The organism is Phocaeicola fibrisolvens (assembly GCF_025567125.1).
Taxonomy (GTDB): domain Bacteria; phylum Bacteroidota; class Bacteroidia; order Bacteroidales; family Bacteroidaceae; genus Phocaeicola; species Phocaeicola fibrisolvens.
On record NZ_JAOQJI010000010.1, the window covers coordinates 33,501 to 48,789 of the forward strand.

13 protein-coding genes are annotated in these 15,289 nt (G+C 48.7%); 4 read left to right on the forward strand and 9 right to left on the reverse strand.

Annotation, left to right across the window (positions count from 1 at the left end):
- Positions 1 to 13: 13 nt before the first annotated feature.
- Complete coding sequence (locus tag OCV81_RS06200) at positions 14 to 1,183, reverse strand: AIR synthase-related protein (protein WP_148329282.1); 1,170 nt, start codon at positions 1,181 to 1,183, stop codon at positions 14 to 16.
- Positions 1,184 to 1,270: 87 nt separating this feature from the next.
- On the reverse strand, positions 1,271 to 2,926 hold the full coding sequence (locus tag OCV81_RS06205) for a glycoside hydrolase family 10 protein (RefSeq protein WP_148329284.1): 1,656 nt from the start codon (positions 2,924 to 2,926) through the stop codon (positions 1,271 to 1,273).
- Between the two features lie 246 nt (positions 2,927 to 3,172).
- Between OCV81_RS06205 and OCV81_RS06210 the strand changes: the two genes are divergently transcribed.
- The 3 genes from OCV81_RS06210 (at position 3,173) to OCV81_RS06220 (ending at position 6,567) form a co-directional block, all read left to right on the forward strand.
- The gene (locus tag OCV81_RS06210; protein WP_148329286.1) at positions 3,173 to 4,603 is read left to right on the forward strand and encodes a carbon starvation CstA family protein; all 1,431 of its coding nucleotides are present in this window, start codon (positions 3,173 to 3,175) and stop codon (positions 4,601 to 4,603) included.
- Between the two features lie 68 nt (positions 4,604 to 4,671).
- A complete protein-coding gene (locus tag OCV81_RS06215; RefSeq protein ID WP_148329288.1) occupies positions 4,672 to 5,913 on the forward strand; it encodes a hypothetical protein in 1,242 nt (413 codons plus the stop codon).
- A gap of 174 nt (positions 5,914 to 6,087) precedes the next feature.
- Positions 6,088 to 6,567 carry an Lrp/AsnC family transcriptional regulator gene (locus OCV81_RS06220; protein ID WP_148329290.1) on the forward strand — a complete coding sequence of 160 codons (480 nt, stop codon included), beginning with the start codon at positions 6,088 to 6,090 and terminating at the stop codon, positions 6,565 to 6,567.
- A gap of 10 nt (positions 6,568 to 6,577) precedes the next feature.
- On the opposite strand, the gene OCV81_RS06225 is transcribed toward OCV81_RS06220, so the two are convergent.
- Together OCV81_RS06225 and OCV81_RS06230 are read right to left on the reverse strand one after the other, a co-directional pair.
- Positions 6,578 to 7,072: a dihydrofolate reductase gene (locus tag OCV81_RS06225; RefSeq protein ID WP_148329292.1), complete on the reverse strand. Its 495-nt coding sequence runs from the start codon at positions 7,070 to 7,072 to the stop codon at positions 6,578 to 6,580.
- 21 nt (positions 7,073 to 7,093) lie between these two features.
- Positions 7,094 to 7,888 (reverse strand): thymidylate synthase, encoded by a 795-nt coding sequence (locus OCV81_RS06230; protein WP_148329294.1) that lies wholly within the window; start codon positions 7,886 to 7,888, stop codon positions 7,094 to 7,096.
- A 78-nt stretch (positions 7,889 to 7,966) separates the two neighbouring features.
- On the opposite strand from OCV81_RS06230, the gene OCV81_RS06235 reads away from it, so the two are divergent.
- On the forward strand, positions 7,967 to 9,379 hold the full coding sequence (locus OCV81_RS06235; RefSeq protein WP_148329296.1) for a methyltransferase RsmF C-terminal domain-like protein: 1,413 nt from the start codon (positions 7,967 to 7,969) through the stop codon (positions 9,377 to 9,379).
- A gap of 164 nt (positions 9,380 to 9,543) precedes the next feature.
- Here OCV81_RS06235 and OCV81_RS06240 read toward each other — a convergent pair whose 3' ends face one another.
- The 5 genes from OCV81_RS06240 to OCV81_RS06260 are packed head-to-tail and all read right to left on the reverse strand — an operon-like array spanning position 9,544 to position 15,246.
- The gene (locus OCV81_RS06240) at positions 9,544 to 10,881 is read right to left on the reverse strand and encodes a TolC family protein (RefSeq protein WP_148329298.1); all 1,338 of its coding nucleotides are present in this window, start codon (positions 10,879 to 10,881) and stop codon (positions 9,544 to 9,546) included.
- Positions 10,882 to 10,884: 3 nt separating this feature from the next.
- A complete protein-coding gene (locus OCV81_RS06245; RefSeq protein WP_148329300.1) occupies positions 10,885 to 11,982 on the reverse strand; it encodes an efflux RND transporter periplasmic adaptor subunit in 1,098 nt (365 codons plus the stop codon).
- A 37-nt stretch (positions 11,983 to 12,019) separates the two neighbouring features.
- Positions 12,020 to 13,264, reverse strand: a complete 1,245-nt coding sequence (locus tag OCV81_RS06250; protein WP_148329302.1) for an ABC transporter permease — start codon at positions 13,262 to 13,264, stop codon at positions 12,020 to 12,022.
- A gap of 2 nt (positions 13,265 to 13,266) precedes the next feature.
- Complete coding sequence (locus tag OCV81_RS06255; protein WP_148329304.1) at positions 13,267 to 14,517, reverse strand: ABC transporter permease; 1,251 nt, start codon at positions 14,515 to 14,517, stop codon at positions 13,267 to 13,269.
- Positions 14,518 to 14,526: 9 nt separating this feature from the next.
- A complete protein-coding gene (locus OCV81_RS06260; protein ID WP_148329306.1) occupies positions 14,527 to 15,246 on the reverse strand; it encodes an ABC transporter ATP-binding protein in 720 nt (239 codons plus the stop codon).
- Between the last annotated feature and the right edge of the window lie 43 nt (positions 15,247 to 15,289).

Below are 15,289 nucleotides of genomic sequence, written 5' to 3' on the forward strand. Positions count from 1 at the left end.
AAGAGGTCGCTGATTAATATTTGAATTCTCCGAATTCGGAACGGATAATCAGTTCTTTGTGATCGCTTTCTTCGATGTGTCCGATAATCTGTGCATCGATGTTGAACGACTTGCTGATTTCAATTACCTGCTCTGCATGTTCCGGTGACAGGTAGACTTCCAGACGGTGTCCCATGTTGAACACTTTGTACATTTCGTCCCAGTCGGTACCGCTCTGTTCCTTGATGGTGCGGAACAAAGGAGGCACAGGGAAGAGGTTGTCTTTGATGACCCGGCAGTTGTCGCCTACGAAGTGCAGTACTTTTGTTTGGGCACCACCTGAGCAATGAACCATACCATGGATTTGCGGACGCAGGGCATCCAGCAGTTTCTTGACTACCGGAGCATAGGTACGTGTCGGAGAAAGCACCAGTTTGCCGGCATCCAGCGGAGAACCTTCTACTGCATCTGTCAGCTTCAGTTTGCCACTGTAAACCAGTTCTTCAGGTACGGCATGGTCATAGCTTTCCGGATATTTCTCTGCCAGGTATTTGCTGAACACATCGTGACGCGCACTGGTCAGTCCGTTGCTGCCCATACCGCCGTTGTATTCTTTCTCATAAGTTGCCTGACCGTAAGAAGCCAGACCCACAATCACATCTCCCGGACGGATATTGGCATTGTTGATGACATCCGCACGTTTCATACGGCAAGTTACCGTACTGTCCACGATGATGGTGCGGACCAAGTCGCCTACATCAGCAGTTTCTCCACCAGTAGCATATACACCGACGCCCATTTCGCGGAGTTCGGCCAGCAGTTCGTCTGTTCCGTTGATGATGGCTGAAATCACTTCACCCGGTACAAGCAGCTTGTTGCGTCCAATGGTAGAAGATACCAAAATATTGTCTACCGCACCTACGCACAACAAGTCATCAATGTTCATAATCAGTGCATCCTGTGCGATGCCCTTCCATACAGACAAGTCGCCGGTTTCTTTCCAGTACAAATAGGCCAGTGAGGATTTTGTTCCGGCTCCGTCGGCATGCATGATGTTGCAATATTCCGGATCACCTCCCAGAATATCAGGAATAATTTTACAGAATGCGTTCGGGAAAATACCTTTGTCAATGTTCTTGATGGCGTTGTGTACATCTTCTTTCGATGCAGATACGCCGCGCTGCATGTATCGTTGATTGCTCATGAGTATAGTAAGTTTGTTTGTTTCAATTGAATGTGCAAATTTAGTGATTATTCCTTTTATAACCATGCGTTTTGGAATAAAACCTTCTCAGTATATCGTGACTCCTGCCGGGGTAATGCTTCCATCGGGAGCCATCAGGCTGAATCGGAAAAATCCCTTCCCGATTTTTTTTGGTATATCTTTCTCTGGATCTGTCGTACGTAGAATTTCCAGTCCGGTCACATCGCTGATAATGAGAGTATATCCTTGAGGAACAGAAGGATATTCTCCGTATAGAATGGAAGGCTCTGTTTTCTGAGGCATGTTCAGGGCCAATGGGACACTTTCATGTCCATATCGGTCGACAGTGGTGACAGCCCAGTAGATTCCTCCTTTTTCGAAAAGACTGGCTATGAATGTGTACTGACAGCTGTCGGTGCGTGTGACTATCAGATTTTGAGCTTTTTCTGTATCTACCGGATAAGCATCTGATGCATATACACGGTAATAAATGCCTCCGGGTAAAGACGTGGAAGCTTTCCAACTCATGCGGATGCCATTTTCTTGCAAACTCAGGGAAGGAGAAGAGGGTGCTGCCGGAATTTCACTTTTGGCCCATGTCATAGGAGGGACTACTGCAGGATAGACGTAGAAGTTGTTTTTAAGTTCATCTAGAATTCCCTTGGTATTGTCAAGCAGGAATTTGTTGCGGAAATAGGCTTGACCTTCCAATCCGATTTTTCGTGTAAAATAGATTTGCCGTATAATTTCATCCAGTTTCCAGTCTTGTTCTTTGGGGTGAAGAAAATAGATGCCCAGTCCGGGAACGACCCAGCGTTCGTTCTTGTTTTCCAGCCAGTCGAGTGCAAAAGGATAAAAATGGTTCCCTTGAAAATACATCATCGGGAACAAGGCATCCTGTATTCCTTCATCGAGCCATTTTTGAGCATCCTGGTATACTGTGCTGTAGGCGTTCCATCCAAAAGATGAATAACGTCGGGTATCGTTGAACTTTCCAATGGGAGAACTGCTTACTTTCACCCAAGGTTTCAGCTTCTTGACTTCTGTATAGATGCGTCGGACAATGTGGGTGATGTTGTTTCTTCGCCATTGTTTGAGGTCTTGTTTCTTTCCATATTTCCGGTAGGTATCTTGGTCGGGAAACTTTTCACCTTGTTCCGGATAGCGGATATAGTCTAGGTGAATACCGTCTACATCGTAATGAGAGACGATTTCTTTGGCAATTTGGCTGAGGTACTCGGCAGTTCCGGGATTTCCGGGATCCAGATACCAGCTTCCTTGAAACTGTTTACAGAGTTTCGGCTGTTTTCTAGTTACACAATTTTTTCCCAGCAAACCTACCTGACGCTGGTTGCCAATAGGGATACATACCAGCCAGGCATGTAATTCCAGTCCCCGTTTGTGACATTCTTCTACGGCGAATTGGAGGGGGTCATATCCGGGATTCTTTCCGGTATGTCCTGTCAGGCATTCTGCGAACGTTTCAAAAGCGGAAGGATATATGACATCTCCCCGAAGGCGAGTCTGGAAAAGTACAGTATTGAAATGCGCGGCTTTCAATTCATCCAGTTGGTGTCTTAGTTCGTTTTTTTGTGCTTCGATGCTTTGCGGAGAATTGGCTCTTTTGGAAGGCCAGTCCATCCCTCCAAGCGTGGTCAGCCAGGTGGCACGAATTTCTCCTTTAGGCTGTGCTTGTATAAAAAGAGAGCAGCCTATGAATAGCAGACTGATAAGTATTCGCATGTCGGATTCAAAATTTGCGCAAATATAATTAAAGCTGTTTGCAGAGACAAATTGAAAATGCAGTTTTCGAAGGAATGTGTGGTAGTATGTCTTGCATCAGGTCTCAATCTTGTTTATAAACGGAAGAGAACTGAATGCGTTTTTATAGAAATGGAGGCTTTTCATGAATTAAAATTATCTTATTTTGGCGTCGGTTTTCTTCTTTTTATTACTTTTGCGCCGAAATAAGAGATAAATCGAAAATCTATGGTCGCATTTACTATCGCATTGGTTTTACTGGTGGTAGGATATTGGGTTTATGGAAAATACATTGACACGTTGTTCGCACCTGATTCTGCCCGAAAAACTCCGGCATTGACCCTGACAGACGGAGTTGATTTCATTCCACTTCCTACGTGGAAAATCTTTATGATTCAGTTCTTGAATATTGCCGGCTTAGGGCCTATTTTCGGGGCTATCATGGGCGCACAGTTCGGCACGGCTTCTTACTTGTGGATTGTGTTCGGTACGATTTTTGCCGGTGCGGTCCACGATTTTCTGTCCGGCACGTTGTCATTGCGGAACAGGGGGGAAAGCTTGCCGGAAATTATCGGCCGTTATCTGGGAATAAGAACGAAAAAGGTAGCTTGTGTATTTACGGTATTGCTGATGATTCTGGTGGGGGCTGTATTTGTATCAGGACCTGCGGAACTGTTGGCCGGAATGACACCTGCTTCCTTGAATGTGTATTTCTGGGTGGTGGTCATCTTCTTGTATTATATTTTGGCCACCATGCTTCCTATCGACAAGATTATCGGTCGGATATATCCGTTGTTTGCATTTGCCCTGTTGTTCATGGCGGTAGGAGTTCTGGTCATGCTGTATGTGAAAAGTCCGGCTCTTCCGGAGATATGGGAAGGATTTGGAACCAAGTATGAGAAAAACCCCATATTCCCGATGATGTTCATATCCATTGCCTGTGGGGCCATCAGCGGTTTCCATGCCACTCAATCCCCCTTGATGGCGCGTTGCATTACCAATGAGAAACATTGTCGTCCGGTGTTTTACGGGGCGATGGTAACCGAAGGTATTGTGGCGCTGATTTGGGCAGCCGCTGCGACGTATTTCTTTCAGGAAAACGGCATTGTAGACAAGGTGACAGGAGTGGCTTATTCAGGAGCCAAGGTAGCCACTGACATTTCCAAGGACTGGTTGGGTACCTTTGGCGGTATCCTGGCCATTCTGGGTATTGTGGCAGCTCCGATAACGAGTGGCGATACAGCTCTCCGCTCGGCCCGTCTGATTGTGGCCGATTTCTTCCGCGTGGAGCAGCGTTCCATCGGAAAGCGTCTGGTCATCAGTATTCCGATTTTTCTGGTCACCGTAGGATTGCTGGTCTATAGTTTTGGCGATGCGGAAGGCTTCAAGATAATCTGGCGGTATTTTGCCTGGTGTAACCAGACTTTATCTGTCTTTACGCTATGGGCCATTACAGTCTATCTGGTGGGAGCCCGGAAAAATTACTGGGTGACTTTGGTGCCAGCCCTGTTCATGACATGTGTCTGCTCCACTTATTTGTTTATTGCCCCCGAAGGTTTTTCGTTGGGGAGTGAAGTCTCCTATGCCATTGGAGGAGGCTGTACGTTGGTAGCGGCGGTGTGGTTCATGTGCTGGTTCCGCCGGGTACGTTCCTTGTAGCGATTTGTTTGGCTGTTCAACAGATTATGGCTACTTTTGCAGCCGGTAAAGGATAAAAGTGAAATCAAATGAAAAAACAATTCTTTTTGATGTGGGCCATGGCCGTTGTTTCGACGGGAGTAATGGCTCAGAAGAAAGATTTTGGCTATAAGTTTTATGGCCAGGTACGTACGGACCTGTTTTATAACAGCCGTTCCAATTCGGAGACAGTGGATGGACTTTTTTATATGTATCCCAAGGATATGGCTCCCGATGCGGATGGAAAGGATTTGAATGCAAAACCCGACGGTAATTTCTATACCTTATATACTAGGTTGGGAGTGGATGTGACCGGGCCGATGTGGGGAAAGGCTAAGACTTCGGCAAAGGTAGAGATAGACTTCCGCGGTTCAGGTACCACCTATTCGCTGATTCGTATTCGTCATGCCTATTTTAATTTGGATTGGGGAAAATCTGCGTTGTTGGTAGGACAGACCTGGCATCCTTTATATGGAGATGTGTCGCCCGACATCTTGAACCTGAATATGGGAGCTCCTTATCAGCCTTTCAGCCGTGCGCCTCAGGTGCGCTACCGTTTGACGGAAAAACATTTCGTGCTGACTGCTGCTGCCGTATGGCAGTCACAATATCTGTCTGTCGGTCCGTCTTCCAATCAGGCAGGTGCGACAACTACTCAGAAGAACCAGAGTTTCATCAAGAACGGATGTATGCCGGAATTTTATCTGGGAATGGATTATAAACGCCCGGGTTTATTGGCCGGAGCAGGCGTACATGTGGCTTCCATCACTCCTCGTACGCAGTCGGAATATGATGGAAAAACCTACAAGGTGAGCGAACGCATTACGGGAGTTTCTGCCGAGGCACATGTGAAGTATACGCACCAGCGTTTCCTGTTGGCTGCCAAGAGTGTGCTGGGCTCCAATCTCACACAGGCCAGTACCATCGGAGGTTATGGCATTACTTCCACTGATTCCCGGACCGGGGAACAGGAATATACGCCGGTGCGCGTTTCTCATACTTGGTTGAATATGATGTATGGAAGTACCTTCCGTGGCGGAATCTTTGCCGGATATCTGAAAAACCTGGGTGCATCGAAAGAAGTGACCGGAGTGTTGGGGACTGGAACCGATATTGACCAGTTGAATACGTTGGGTGCTGAATTTACTTATAACCGTCCAAATTGGAAAATCGGGGCCGAATATACCTGGACAGGTGCCTGGTATGGAGATTATACTGCAAAGGCCCGCGTGACCAATACGCATCTGGTGAAAAACAATCGTATTGTATTCACGGCCTTGTTCCAGTTCTGAGACAAGCAGCGCCTGCTGTCCGCTGAATGTGGCGGTTGGAACATGAAAAGTGTAAGTTGAAGATAAGTCCTTGTGTTTCTACAAATTTCATGTTAAAAATCAAGTAAAGGTTATAAATATTGAGATTATATAAAGAAAAAGTATTACCTTTGCATGAATACAAAAACATAGAAGATGGGACATCATCAATTAGACACCTTAGACGAACAGATCCTGCGTATGATTGCAGGCAATGCACGTATTCCATTCTTGGAAGTGGCACGCGCGTGTAATGTATCGGGAGCCGCTATTCATCAGCGAATTCAAAAGTTGACGAACCTGGGAATTCTGAAAGGTTCAGAATTCATCATTGATCCGGAAAAGATAGGCTATGAAACTTGTGCCTACATCGGTTTGTATTTAAAAGACCCGGAACAATTCGACACGGTTACGGAAGCATTGAAGCACATTCCGGAAGTAGTGGAATGTCATTTTACGACCGGACAGTATGACTTGTTTATCAAAATTTATGCGAAAAACAATCATCACCTGCTGGAAATCATTCATGACAAGCTTCAGCCGCTGGGTCTGTCACGTTCGGAAACAATTATTTCTTTCCGTGAAGCCATCAAACGCCAGATGCCAATTATGGACCTGGCGAATGACGATGATTGATACGTGACACTTATTTTTGTGTACGTTCGTAGTCAACGAAACTATAGGAGTAGAGATGCTTTTCGTCCGTTGGATGGCATTCTCTACTTTTTTCTTGCCATATATGGCGGTCTATTTCCGGGAAGAAAGTGTCGGCGGGCACTTGGTCGTCTTCCACTTCTGTCAGATAGAGGCGGTCGGCCAGCGGAAGGGCCTCCGTGTAGAGCGTGGCTCCTCCGATGATGAAGACTTCTTCTTCCTCTTTGCAGGATTTCAAGGCTTCTTCCAGTGTGTGGAAGCATTCTGCTCCTTCAAAATGTAAATCCTTTCTGCTCAGTACGACATTTCTCCGGTTAGGCAGGGCTCCTTTGGGGAGAGATTCAAAGGTATGCCGTCCCATCAGAATGGTGTGGCCTGTGGTGAGTGCCTTGAAACGTTTCAGGTCGTTGGGCAGCCAGTAAAGCAATTTGTTCTGGTAGCCGATGCCTCGTTTTTGGTTGATGGCGGCGATGATGGATAAGGTCATATTTCTGTTCTTTAAAGTGGGTTATACGGATACTTTTCCCGCGATGTGTGGCCACGGGTCGTAGTTCTCCAGCTGGAAGTCTTCGTATTGGAAGCTGAAGATGTCCTTCACGTCCGGATTGATTTTCATGGTAGGCAAGGGGCGTGGAGTGCGTGTCAGCTGTAAATCAACTTGTTCCAGGTGATTCAAGTAGATGTGGGCATCTCCGAGCGTGTGGATGAAATCACCCGCTTTCAGTCCGGTCACCTGTGCCATCATCTGCAGCAGCAGGGCATAGGAGGCGATGTTGAACGGTACGCCCAGGAAGGTGTCGGCACTGCGCTGGTACATTTGCAGGCTCAGTCGTCCGTTGGCCACATAGAACTGAAAAAACGCGTGGCACGGGGGAAGGTTCATGTGGTTCAAGTCGCCCACGTTCCAGGCACTGACGATGATGCGCCGGGAGTCGGGATTATGCTTGATGGTTTCCACCGCTTCCGAAATCTGGTCGATGAACGTACCGTCGTAGCCGGGCCAGGAGCGCCACTGGTAGCCGTAGATATGACCTAGGTCTCCGTTTTCATCGGCCCATTCGTTCCAGATTCTGACGCCATGTTCTTGCAGGTATTTCACGTTGGTATCCCCTTTGAGGAACCACAACAGTTCGTAGATGATGGATTTCAGGTGGAGTTTTTTGGTTGTGACGAGCGGGAAGCCGTCTTCCAGGTTGAAGCGCATCTGGTGACCGAACACGCTGAGGGTGCCTGTGCCGGTACGGTCGTCTTTGCGTACGCCTTCCGTACGGATGCGGTGCAACAAGTCAAGATATTGTTTCATGATTGGATTTTTTTGTTTTTGCAAAGGTAGCTAATTTTTTTTATTTTTGCCGGCGTAACATAATTGCTTAGCGTCATCATGAATTTACCCTCTGATTTTGTCATTCGCACACGTCGGCTGATGGGGGATGCCGACTTTTCTGCGTTGGAGGAAGCCTTGGAAAAGGAGACTCCGGTCAGCATCCGTATCAATCAGGATAAATGTACTTCTGTTCCTGTGGACAGCACACCAGTGCCTTGGTGTCCGGAAGGATACTACCTGTCCGGCAGGCCGGCGTTCACGTTCGACCCGTTGTTTCACGCCGGATGTTATTACGTGCAGGAGGCATCGTCCATGTTTTTGGCCCAGGCACTCCGGCAGTATGTGCAGAAACCGGTTGTGATGCTCGATTTGTGTGCGGCTCCTGGAGGAAAATCCACACTGGCCCGGTCGGTGTTGCCCGAAGGCAGTCTGCTGGTAGCCAATGAGGTGATGCGCAACCGTTCGCAGGTACTGGCTGAGAATCTGGTCAAATGGGGAAATCCGGAGGTGATGGTAACGAACAACGATCCGGCAGATTTTACGGAACTGGGCCCTCTCTTCGATGTGATTCTGACTGATGTGCCCTGCTCGGGAGAAGGAATGTTCCGCAAAGATGAAGTGGCGGTGCAGGAATGGAGTATCGCCAACGTGGATACGTGCTGGCAGCGGCAGCGTCGGATTCTGCGTGATATATGGCCTTGCCTGAAGACCGGAGGCCTGCTGGTGTATAGCACTTGCACGTACAACCGGGAAGAGAATGAAGACAATGTGGCCTGGATTGCACAAGAACTGGGCGCAGAGGTGTTGCCTTTGGAAGTGAAGCCGGAATGGCATATTACCGGAAACCTGACCGAGCATACTTTCCCGGTTTATCGTTTCTTGCCGCACAAGACAACGGGAGAAGGACTGTTTCTGGCTGTCTTGCGGAAAACGTCGGAAGAAGACAGGGAATGTGCACGGGTGAAGCCGGCGGGCAAGTCTCCCAAAAAAGGAAAAGGAGGAAAAACACCGGTGCTGCAGGTGCCGCGAGAGATGCAGACATGGATACACGGAGCAGAAGGTTACGAATTCCGTGTGGAAGAGATGGAAGCGGTGGCTTTCCCTATGGCCCATAAAGACCTCTATGATTTGCTGAAAAGTTGGCTTAAAGTATTGCATGCGGGTGTCAGACTGGGAGAATGGAAAGGGAAGGACTGGCAGCCTTCGCATACACTGGCCATGAGTACGGCATTCCGGAAAGAAGCTTTTCCGACAGCGGAACTGACTTATGAGCAGGCTGTGGCTTATTTGCGGAAAGAGGCGGTGACTCTTTCACCGGAGGTATCGAAAGGATATGTGGTGTTGGCTTATCGCGGACAGGCATTGGGCTTTGCCAAAAATATCGGCAATCGGGCCAACAATTTGTATCCGCAGGAATGGAGAATCCGAAGCGGATATTTGCCGGAAATACTTCCCAATTTATTTGTCTGAAAAACGCCTAGGCGTTTGAACTCAAACGCAAGTACGTTTTAAGCAAAACGCCTAAGCGTTTTAAGTGAAACGCTTAGACGTTTGGATGAAAACGCTTAGACGTTTTTCCTGAAACGTAAAGGCGTTTTTATGGTGTTTTGTAACTCGTTGAAAATCAGTGCGGCTTACTTTTCTAAAGTAAGTGGAATGCCTTGGTAGAAATCCAGAATTTTGGCACGGAACAGGTAGTCGTATTTTGCCTGCACACAGTCGGACACGGCTTTCATCCAGTTGGTGCGGGCTTCGTTGTATTCCGTGGCGTTGGCTTTTCCGTTGGTATATTTTTCTTTCATGAGCTTGAAGGAGGCTTCTGCCGCTTCGTCGGCTACCTGACTGCTTTGGTATTTGCTCTCCGCATTGACGGCATTGTAATAGGCTTGCTGTATCTCTTTGTAGAGTGCCTTTTTACTTTCCTCCAGTTGCCAGTTCAGGGTGGTTTGTTCCAGGCGTGCCGTACGGACCCGGTTACGGGTACTCAGTCGGTTGAAGATGGGGATGCTCAGCGAAAGTCCCACGTATTGGCTGAAATTGTCCTTCAGCTGGGAATGGAAACTGGCATTGTCTCTGCCCGACATTTTGTAGTAGCTGGTACCCAGACCGGCACCGAAACTGAGTTGGGGATAATAGGCGCTTTGGGCAATGCGGATGCTGCGGGCTGCGCCTTGCAAGCGATACTGTGCCGCCTTGATGGAAGGCTTGATGAGCAGTGCCTGATTGTAGATGTCGGTTGGAGAGGTCAGCGTTCCGAACAGTTGTTCGGGCTGGATGTCGGGACTGACAATCTGGAAATTATCCGGCGAAGGCAGTTCCAGCAGTTGGCTGAGATCGAGCAGGGACAAGCGATAGTCGTTCTCGGTCTGTACCAGTGAAAGCTGGTCTTGTGCCACGCGCGATTTGGCCTCGTACAATTCCGCTTCCGAGGCTTTCCCGTTTTGGAAATAGGCTTCTTTCTGGGTCAGTATTTCCTGACTCAGTTCCACTTGCTGCCGGGCTATTTTCACCAGTTCCTCGTTGAAGAGCACTTGCAGGTAGGCCGAGGTCACCTGAATGCTGATATCCTCTTTGGCCTTGTTCAAGTCTTCCGTGGCTGCTTGGAGGTTCAGTTTGGAAAGGGCAATGTTATTCGGAATCTGCATGCCGGTGAACAAGGGTACACTGGTGCTCAGGTTGAAGCCCGTGTTCTGGGTATTGATACTCTGGTAGGTGTTGTTAGACTGCAAGCTTCGTCCGAAGTTGAACGAGTGGGAGGCACTGCCGTTCAGGTCGGGCAGACGGCTCCATTTGGCGGTATTCAGTTCCACTGCGCTCTTGTCGCGGGCGGCTTCCTGCTGCTTGACGGTCAGGTTGTGGGCGATGGCATACTCGATGCAGCGTGTCAAGTCCCATGCTTCCTCTGCTTGGCTGGCACCTGTGGCCAGCAGGCCGAAACTCAGTACGGCCAGTTGTTTCAAGTTGATTCTCATGGCTTACATTTCTTTTTTGAGTCCTCGAATAGCTTCATCGGGTTTCAGCCCGCTCTTAATCTCGATATTTACTCCGTCACTGATGCCGGTCTGTACTTGGCGGCGGATAAATTTCTGTGTGGGTACACTGTCGGTCAATACATAGACAAAGGTAGAATCGCCACTGAACTCAATGGCACTTTCCGGTACGGTCAGTGCGTGGTTGGCTCGCTGGAGTTCGATTTCCGCATTGGCACTGTATCCGGAACGGATGGTCACACTGTCGGGCACGGTGATGGCTGCCTTGATTTCAAACTGGTTGGCTCCGTTGTTTTCCACGCTTTTCGGAGAAATGTATTCCAGTACGGCATCGAATTTCATGTTCTGCAAGGCGCCAAGCGTGATTTTGACGGGGATACCTTCGCGGATACGTCCCACTTCCGTTTCGTCCACATTGCCACGGAAGATGAGGTCGCCCATATCGGCTACGGTGGCGATAGTGGTACCGTCGTTGAACGTGTTACTCATGATGACGGAGTTACCCACTTTGATAGGTACGTCTAGAATCAGTCCGTCGATGGTAGAACGAATCAGGGTACTGCTGAAGGAGGCACTGCTCTTGGTGATTCCTTCTTTTACGATTTGCAGGTTGTCTTTGGCGGCCTGCAATTCTTCGCGGGCTTGTTTGGCGGCCAGCAGCGTCTTTTCGTATTCTTCGCTGCTCACCAGCTTGCTCTTATAGAGTTTTTCCATGCGTTCCAAATCCGTTTCGGCCTGTCGTCCGTTGATTTCAGCCAGACGGACACGGCTTTCAGCCGAATTGAGGGAACCCAGTTCGGGGATGACCTTGACCTTGGCGATGATTTCACCTTTTTTCACCGTTTCGCCGGCTTCCTTGTACACTTCCGAAATGATGCCGGAAATTTGCGGCTTGATTTGTACTTCGTCGCGCGGTTCAATCTTTCCAGTGGCTACGGTGGTTTGCACCAAATCCGTGGTCTGTGAATGGAGAATTTCGTACGCCGTGTCTTTCGGCTGTGATTTTTGATACAGGAACACGAAGGTTCCGATGAAAATCAGTGCAATCAGCACCAATGAGATGATCTTGATGTACTTTTTCATAATGAACTTTGGTTTTTTGTTTGTTTTGTGGCTTTATTTATTCGTCGCGTATGGCTTCAATGGGTTTGATGCTCATGGCCCGGTAGGCAGGAGCCAGTCCGGCCAGCAGTCCTAATATGAGCAGGAGGGCACAGGCACCGATGGCTTCCCAAAAACTAATCTGGAACTCAGTAGGTGCAGTAGGAGTGGAAGTACCCATTTCTGTCAGGTTCAGCAGGAACACGGCAAACGTGATGCCGGCCATGCCTGCCAGAATGGTCAGCACCATGCTTTCCGACAGAATCTGTGATAGAATGTCATTGGGGCGGGCACCGATGGCACGCCGGATACCGATTTCAGTAGTCCGTTCCTTGACGGTGACCATCATGATGTTGCTCACTCCAATGGCACCGGCCAGCAGGGTACCGAGTCCGACCATCCAGCCCAAAATCTTAATGCCCGAAAACAAGTTGTCTACCATGCTGAACATAGCTTCCGCATTGACCAGAATCACAGCCTGTCCGTCGTTGGGGTGAATCAGATGGGCATTTTTAATCACCTGTTCCACTTTCTTCTCTACCTCTCCAATGGAATAGCCTTTACGGGCCGTATAACAGAGGAGCTGTACTTTCTGGCCGAAGTTGTAGTTCTGCTGCATGGTGGTGAAAGGGATGATGACCGAGGTCTCCGACTGTCCTTGGATGGAGATGTTTCCTACGGCCATGCTGACCCCGATAATCCGGTAGTAAATGCCGTTGACCTCGATGAACTTTCCGCAGGGGTCTTCCCCTCCTGGGAACAGGCTCTCGTAGATACGCTTCCCGATGACACACACTTTCCGTTGGTCGCGGATGTCGATGTCGTTGATGAAACGTCCGAATACGATGTTGGGTTCTTCAATCTTCTGGTATTCGGGATACAGGCCTTTCAGGGTTCCTGAGATTTTATTCTCGTTGTAAATGGCATTGATGCCCCATTTGGCTAGGGTGGCAGTCACGGTTTCCAGCTCGTTGACTTGTTTCCGGACCCGTTCTACATCTTTGTTTTCCAAATCCCAGTATCTTCCCTGCTGGAATCCTTTATAAGCCTTGCTGGTTTTGTTGGCGCCCAGGAAACCGGAGTTGGTGGCAAAGCCTTCAAATTGCCGGGACAACATCTGTTGCAGTCCTTTGGCCCCTCCCATCAGGGCAATCAGCATGAATACCCCCCAGAAGATACCGAAGGCCGTCAGGAAACTTCTGGTTTTGTTGCGAGTGATGGTGAGAAGAATTTCTTCCCATGTATCTAAGTCAAATCGTCTCATGGTTAATCTGCTCTAAGTGCTTCAATGGGTCGGATTCTGGCTGCTTTTCGTGCCGGGAAAAGTCCAGCCAGCGTACCGGCAATAACTAAGGTCAGGGTCGCCTCAATGGCAATGGAGAGGTCGACCGTGGGGTTCTCGAAGAAGGTCATGGAAAAGACACCCATGTCCATGGTCTGTTTTCCGGCCACTTGGTTCATGTATTCCGTGACGGCAATGCCCGCCACCATGCCGATGTAGCCGAAGAAGGTGGTGATGGCTACACTTTCCGAAATAATCAGCCAGAGGATGGACATCGGTTTGGCCCCCAGTGCTTTGCGGATGCCGAACTCGTGGGTCCGTTCGCGGACGGTAATGAGCATGATGTTGCTCACTCCCACGATGCCGCTCAGTAAGGTAAAGATACCAATCACCCAGATGGCAGTATGCAGAATCTTCGTCGCGCTTTGTTGCTGGAGGTACTGGGTGAAACGGTTCCAAATCCAGATGGCGCCGTCATCGGTAGGAGAGAATTGTTTTTTCAGCCCTAAGGTACGGCGGTAGTCGGCTTCAAATTGTTCGTTCAAGGCTTCATTGGCCAATCCTTGGGTTGTGAACGTGATGTTGTCAATGCTGTCTCCTTTCTGATAAATAGTTTGCAGGGTGGTGAAAGGTACCAGTGCCGAAGGAGAGAAACTGTTCTGGTCTTTGTAGATGCCCACCACCTGATAGGAAACCCCTTGTGCGTTGAGGTATTTTCCTATAGGAGCCGTATGCGGGAAAAGGTTCTTGACCGTCTTCTCATGGAGGACAATGACTTTTCGCTTTTCCTCTATGTCGCGTTTGTTGATGAAGCGCCCTTCCTTTATCTTGATGGCTTCGAGGGACGGATAATTGGGAAGTACCCCGTCCAGCTCGATGCTGAGAGCCTCCTTGCCATAGGTCAGGGTGACATCACTCTTGCTGACGGTGGCACCTGTTTCTAAAATATGGTCGGGGAAGGAAGAACCCGTCAGTGCCCGGTCGCTTTCTTTCAGGTAAATGCTCCGCCCTTCTTTCATCCCTTTATAAGGTTCTGAAGTCATGCCCGGATAGATTTTCATGGAGTTCATGAGCATCCCTTCCGACTGGTTCTCAAATGCATGGATGAGGCCGTTGCCTGCTCCAAGGAGTACAATCAGCATGAAAATACCCCATGCCACGGAAAAACCGGTCAATAAAGTGCGCAGTTTGTTGCGCATGATGGTTCCGTAGATTTCTTGTATCAGTTCTGTCATAGCGCTAGGTTATTTCATGAATCCGTTTTGTCCGAACGGAGAGGCATGGTGGTCGATATTGTCTTCTATGCGTTCTATCAGTCCGTCTTTGATGTGGATGATTTTATTGGTTTGGTTGGCCACTCCACTTTCGTGGGTGACTACGACGATGGTCAGTCCCTCTTGGTCGTGCAGTTCTTTCAGGATGTTCATAACTTCCACCGAAGTCTTGCTGTCGAGTGCTCCGGTCGGTTCGTCGGCCAGGATGATTTCCGGTTTGGAAATTAGTGCCCGTGCGATGGCTACACGCTGTTTTTGCCCGCCCGACAGTTCGTTAGGGAGGTGATGAGCCCATTCTTTCAGTCCCAGCTTGTCTAAGTATTCCATGGCCAGCAGGTTTCGTTTCTTTCGGCTGACACCCTGGTAGAAAAGAGGGAGAGCCACATTCTCCATGGCGTTTTTGAACGAAATGAGGTTGAATGACTGGAAGATGAAGCCGATCATCCGGTTGCGGTACTCAGCGGCTTTGGTTTCACTTAAGTTCCGGATAAGGACATTGTTCAGGTAATACTCGCCGGAATCGTAGTTGTCCAATATCCCGAGAATGTTCAACAAGGTAGATTTTCCGGAACCGGAGGCACCCATGATGGAGACAAATTCTCCTTTTTTAATATGCAGGTCTATGCCTTTGAGTACATGAAGGGGAGTGCCGTTGTAGTAGGTTTTGTGAATGTTTTTTAAAAGTATCATTTGGTTTGTGTTAATTGATTTTTAATCGTATTGCACAAATGTA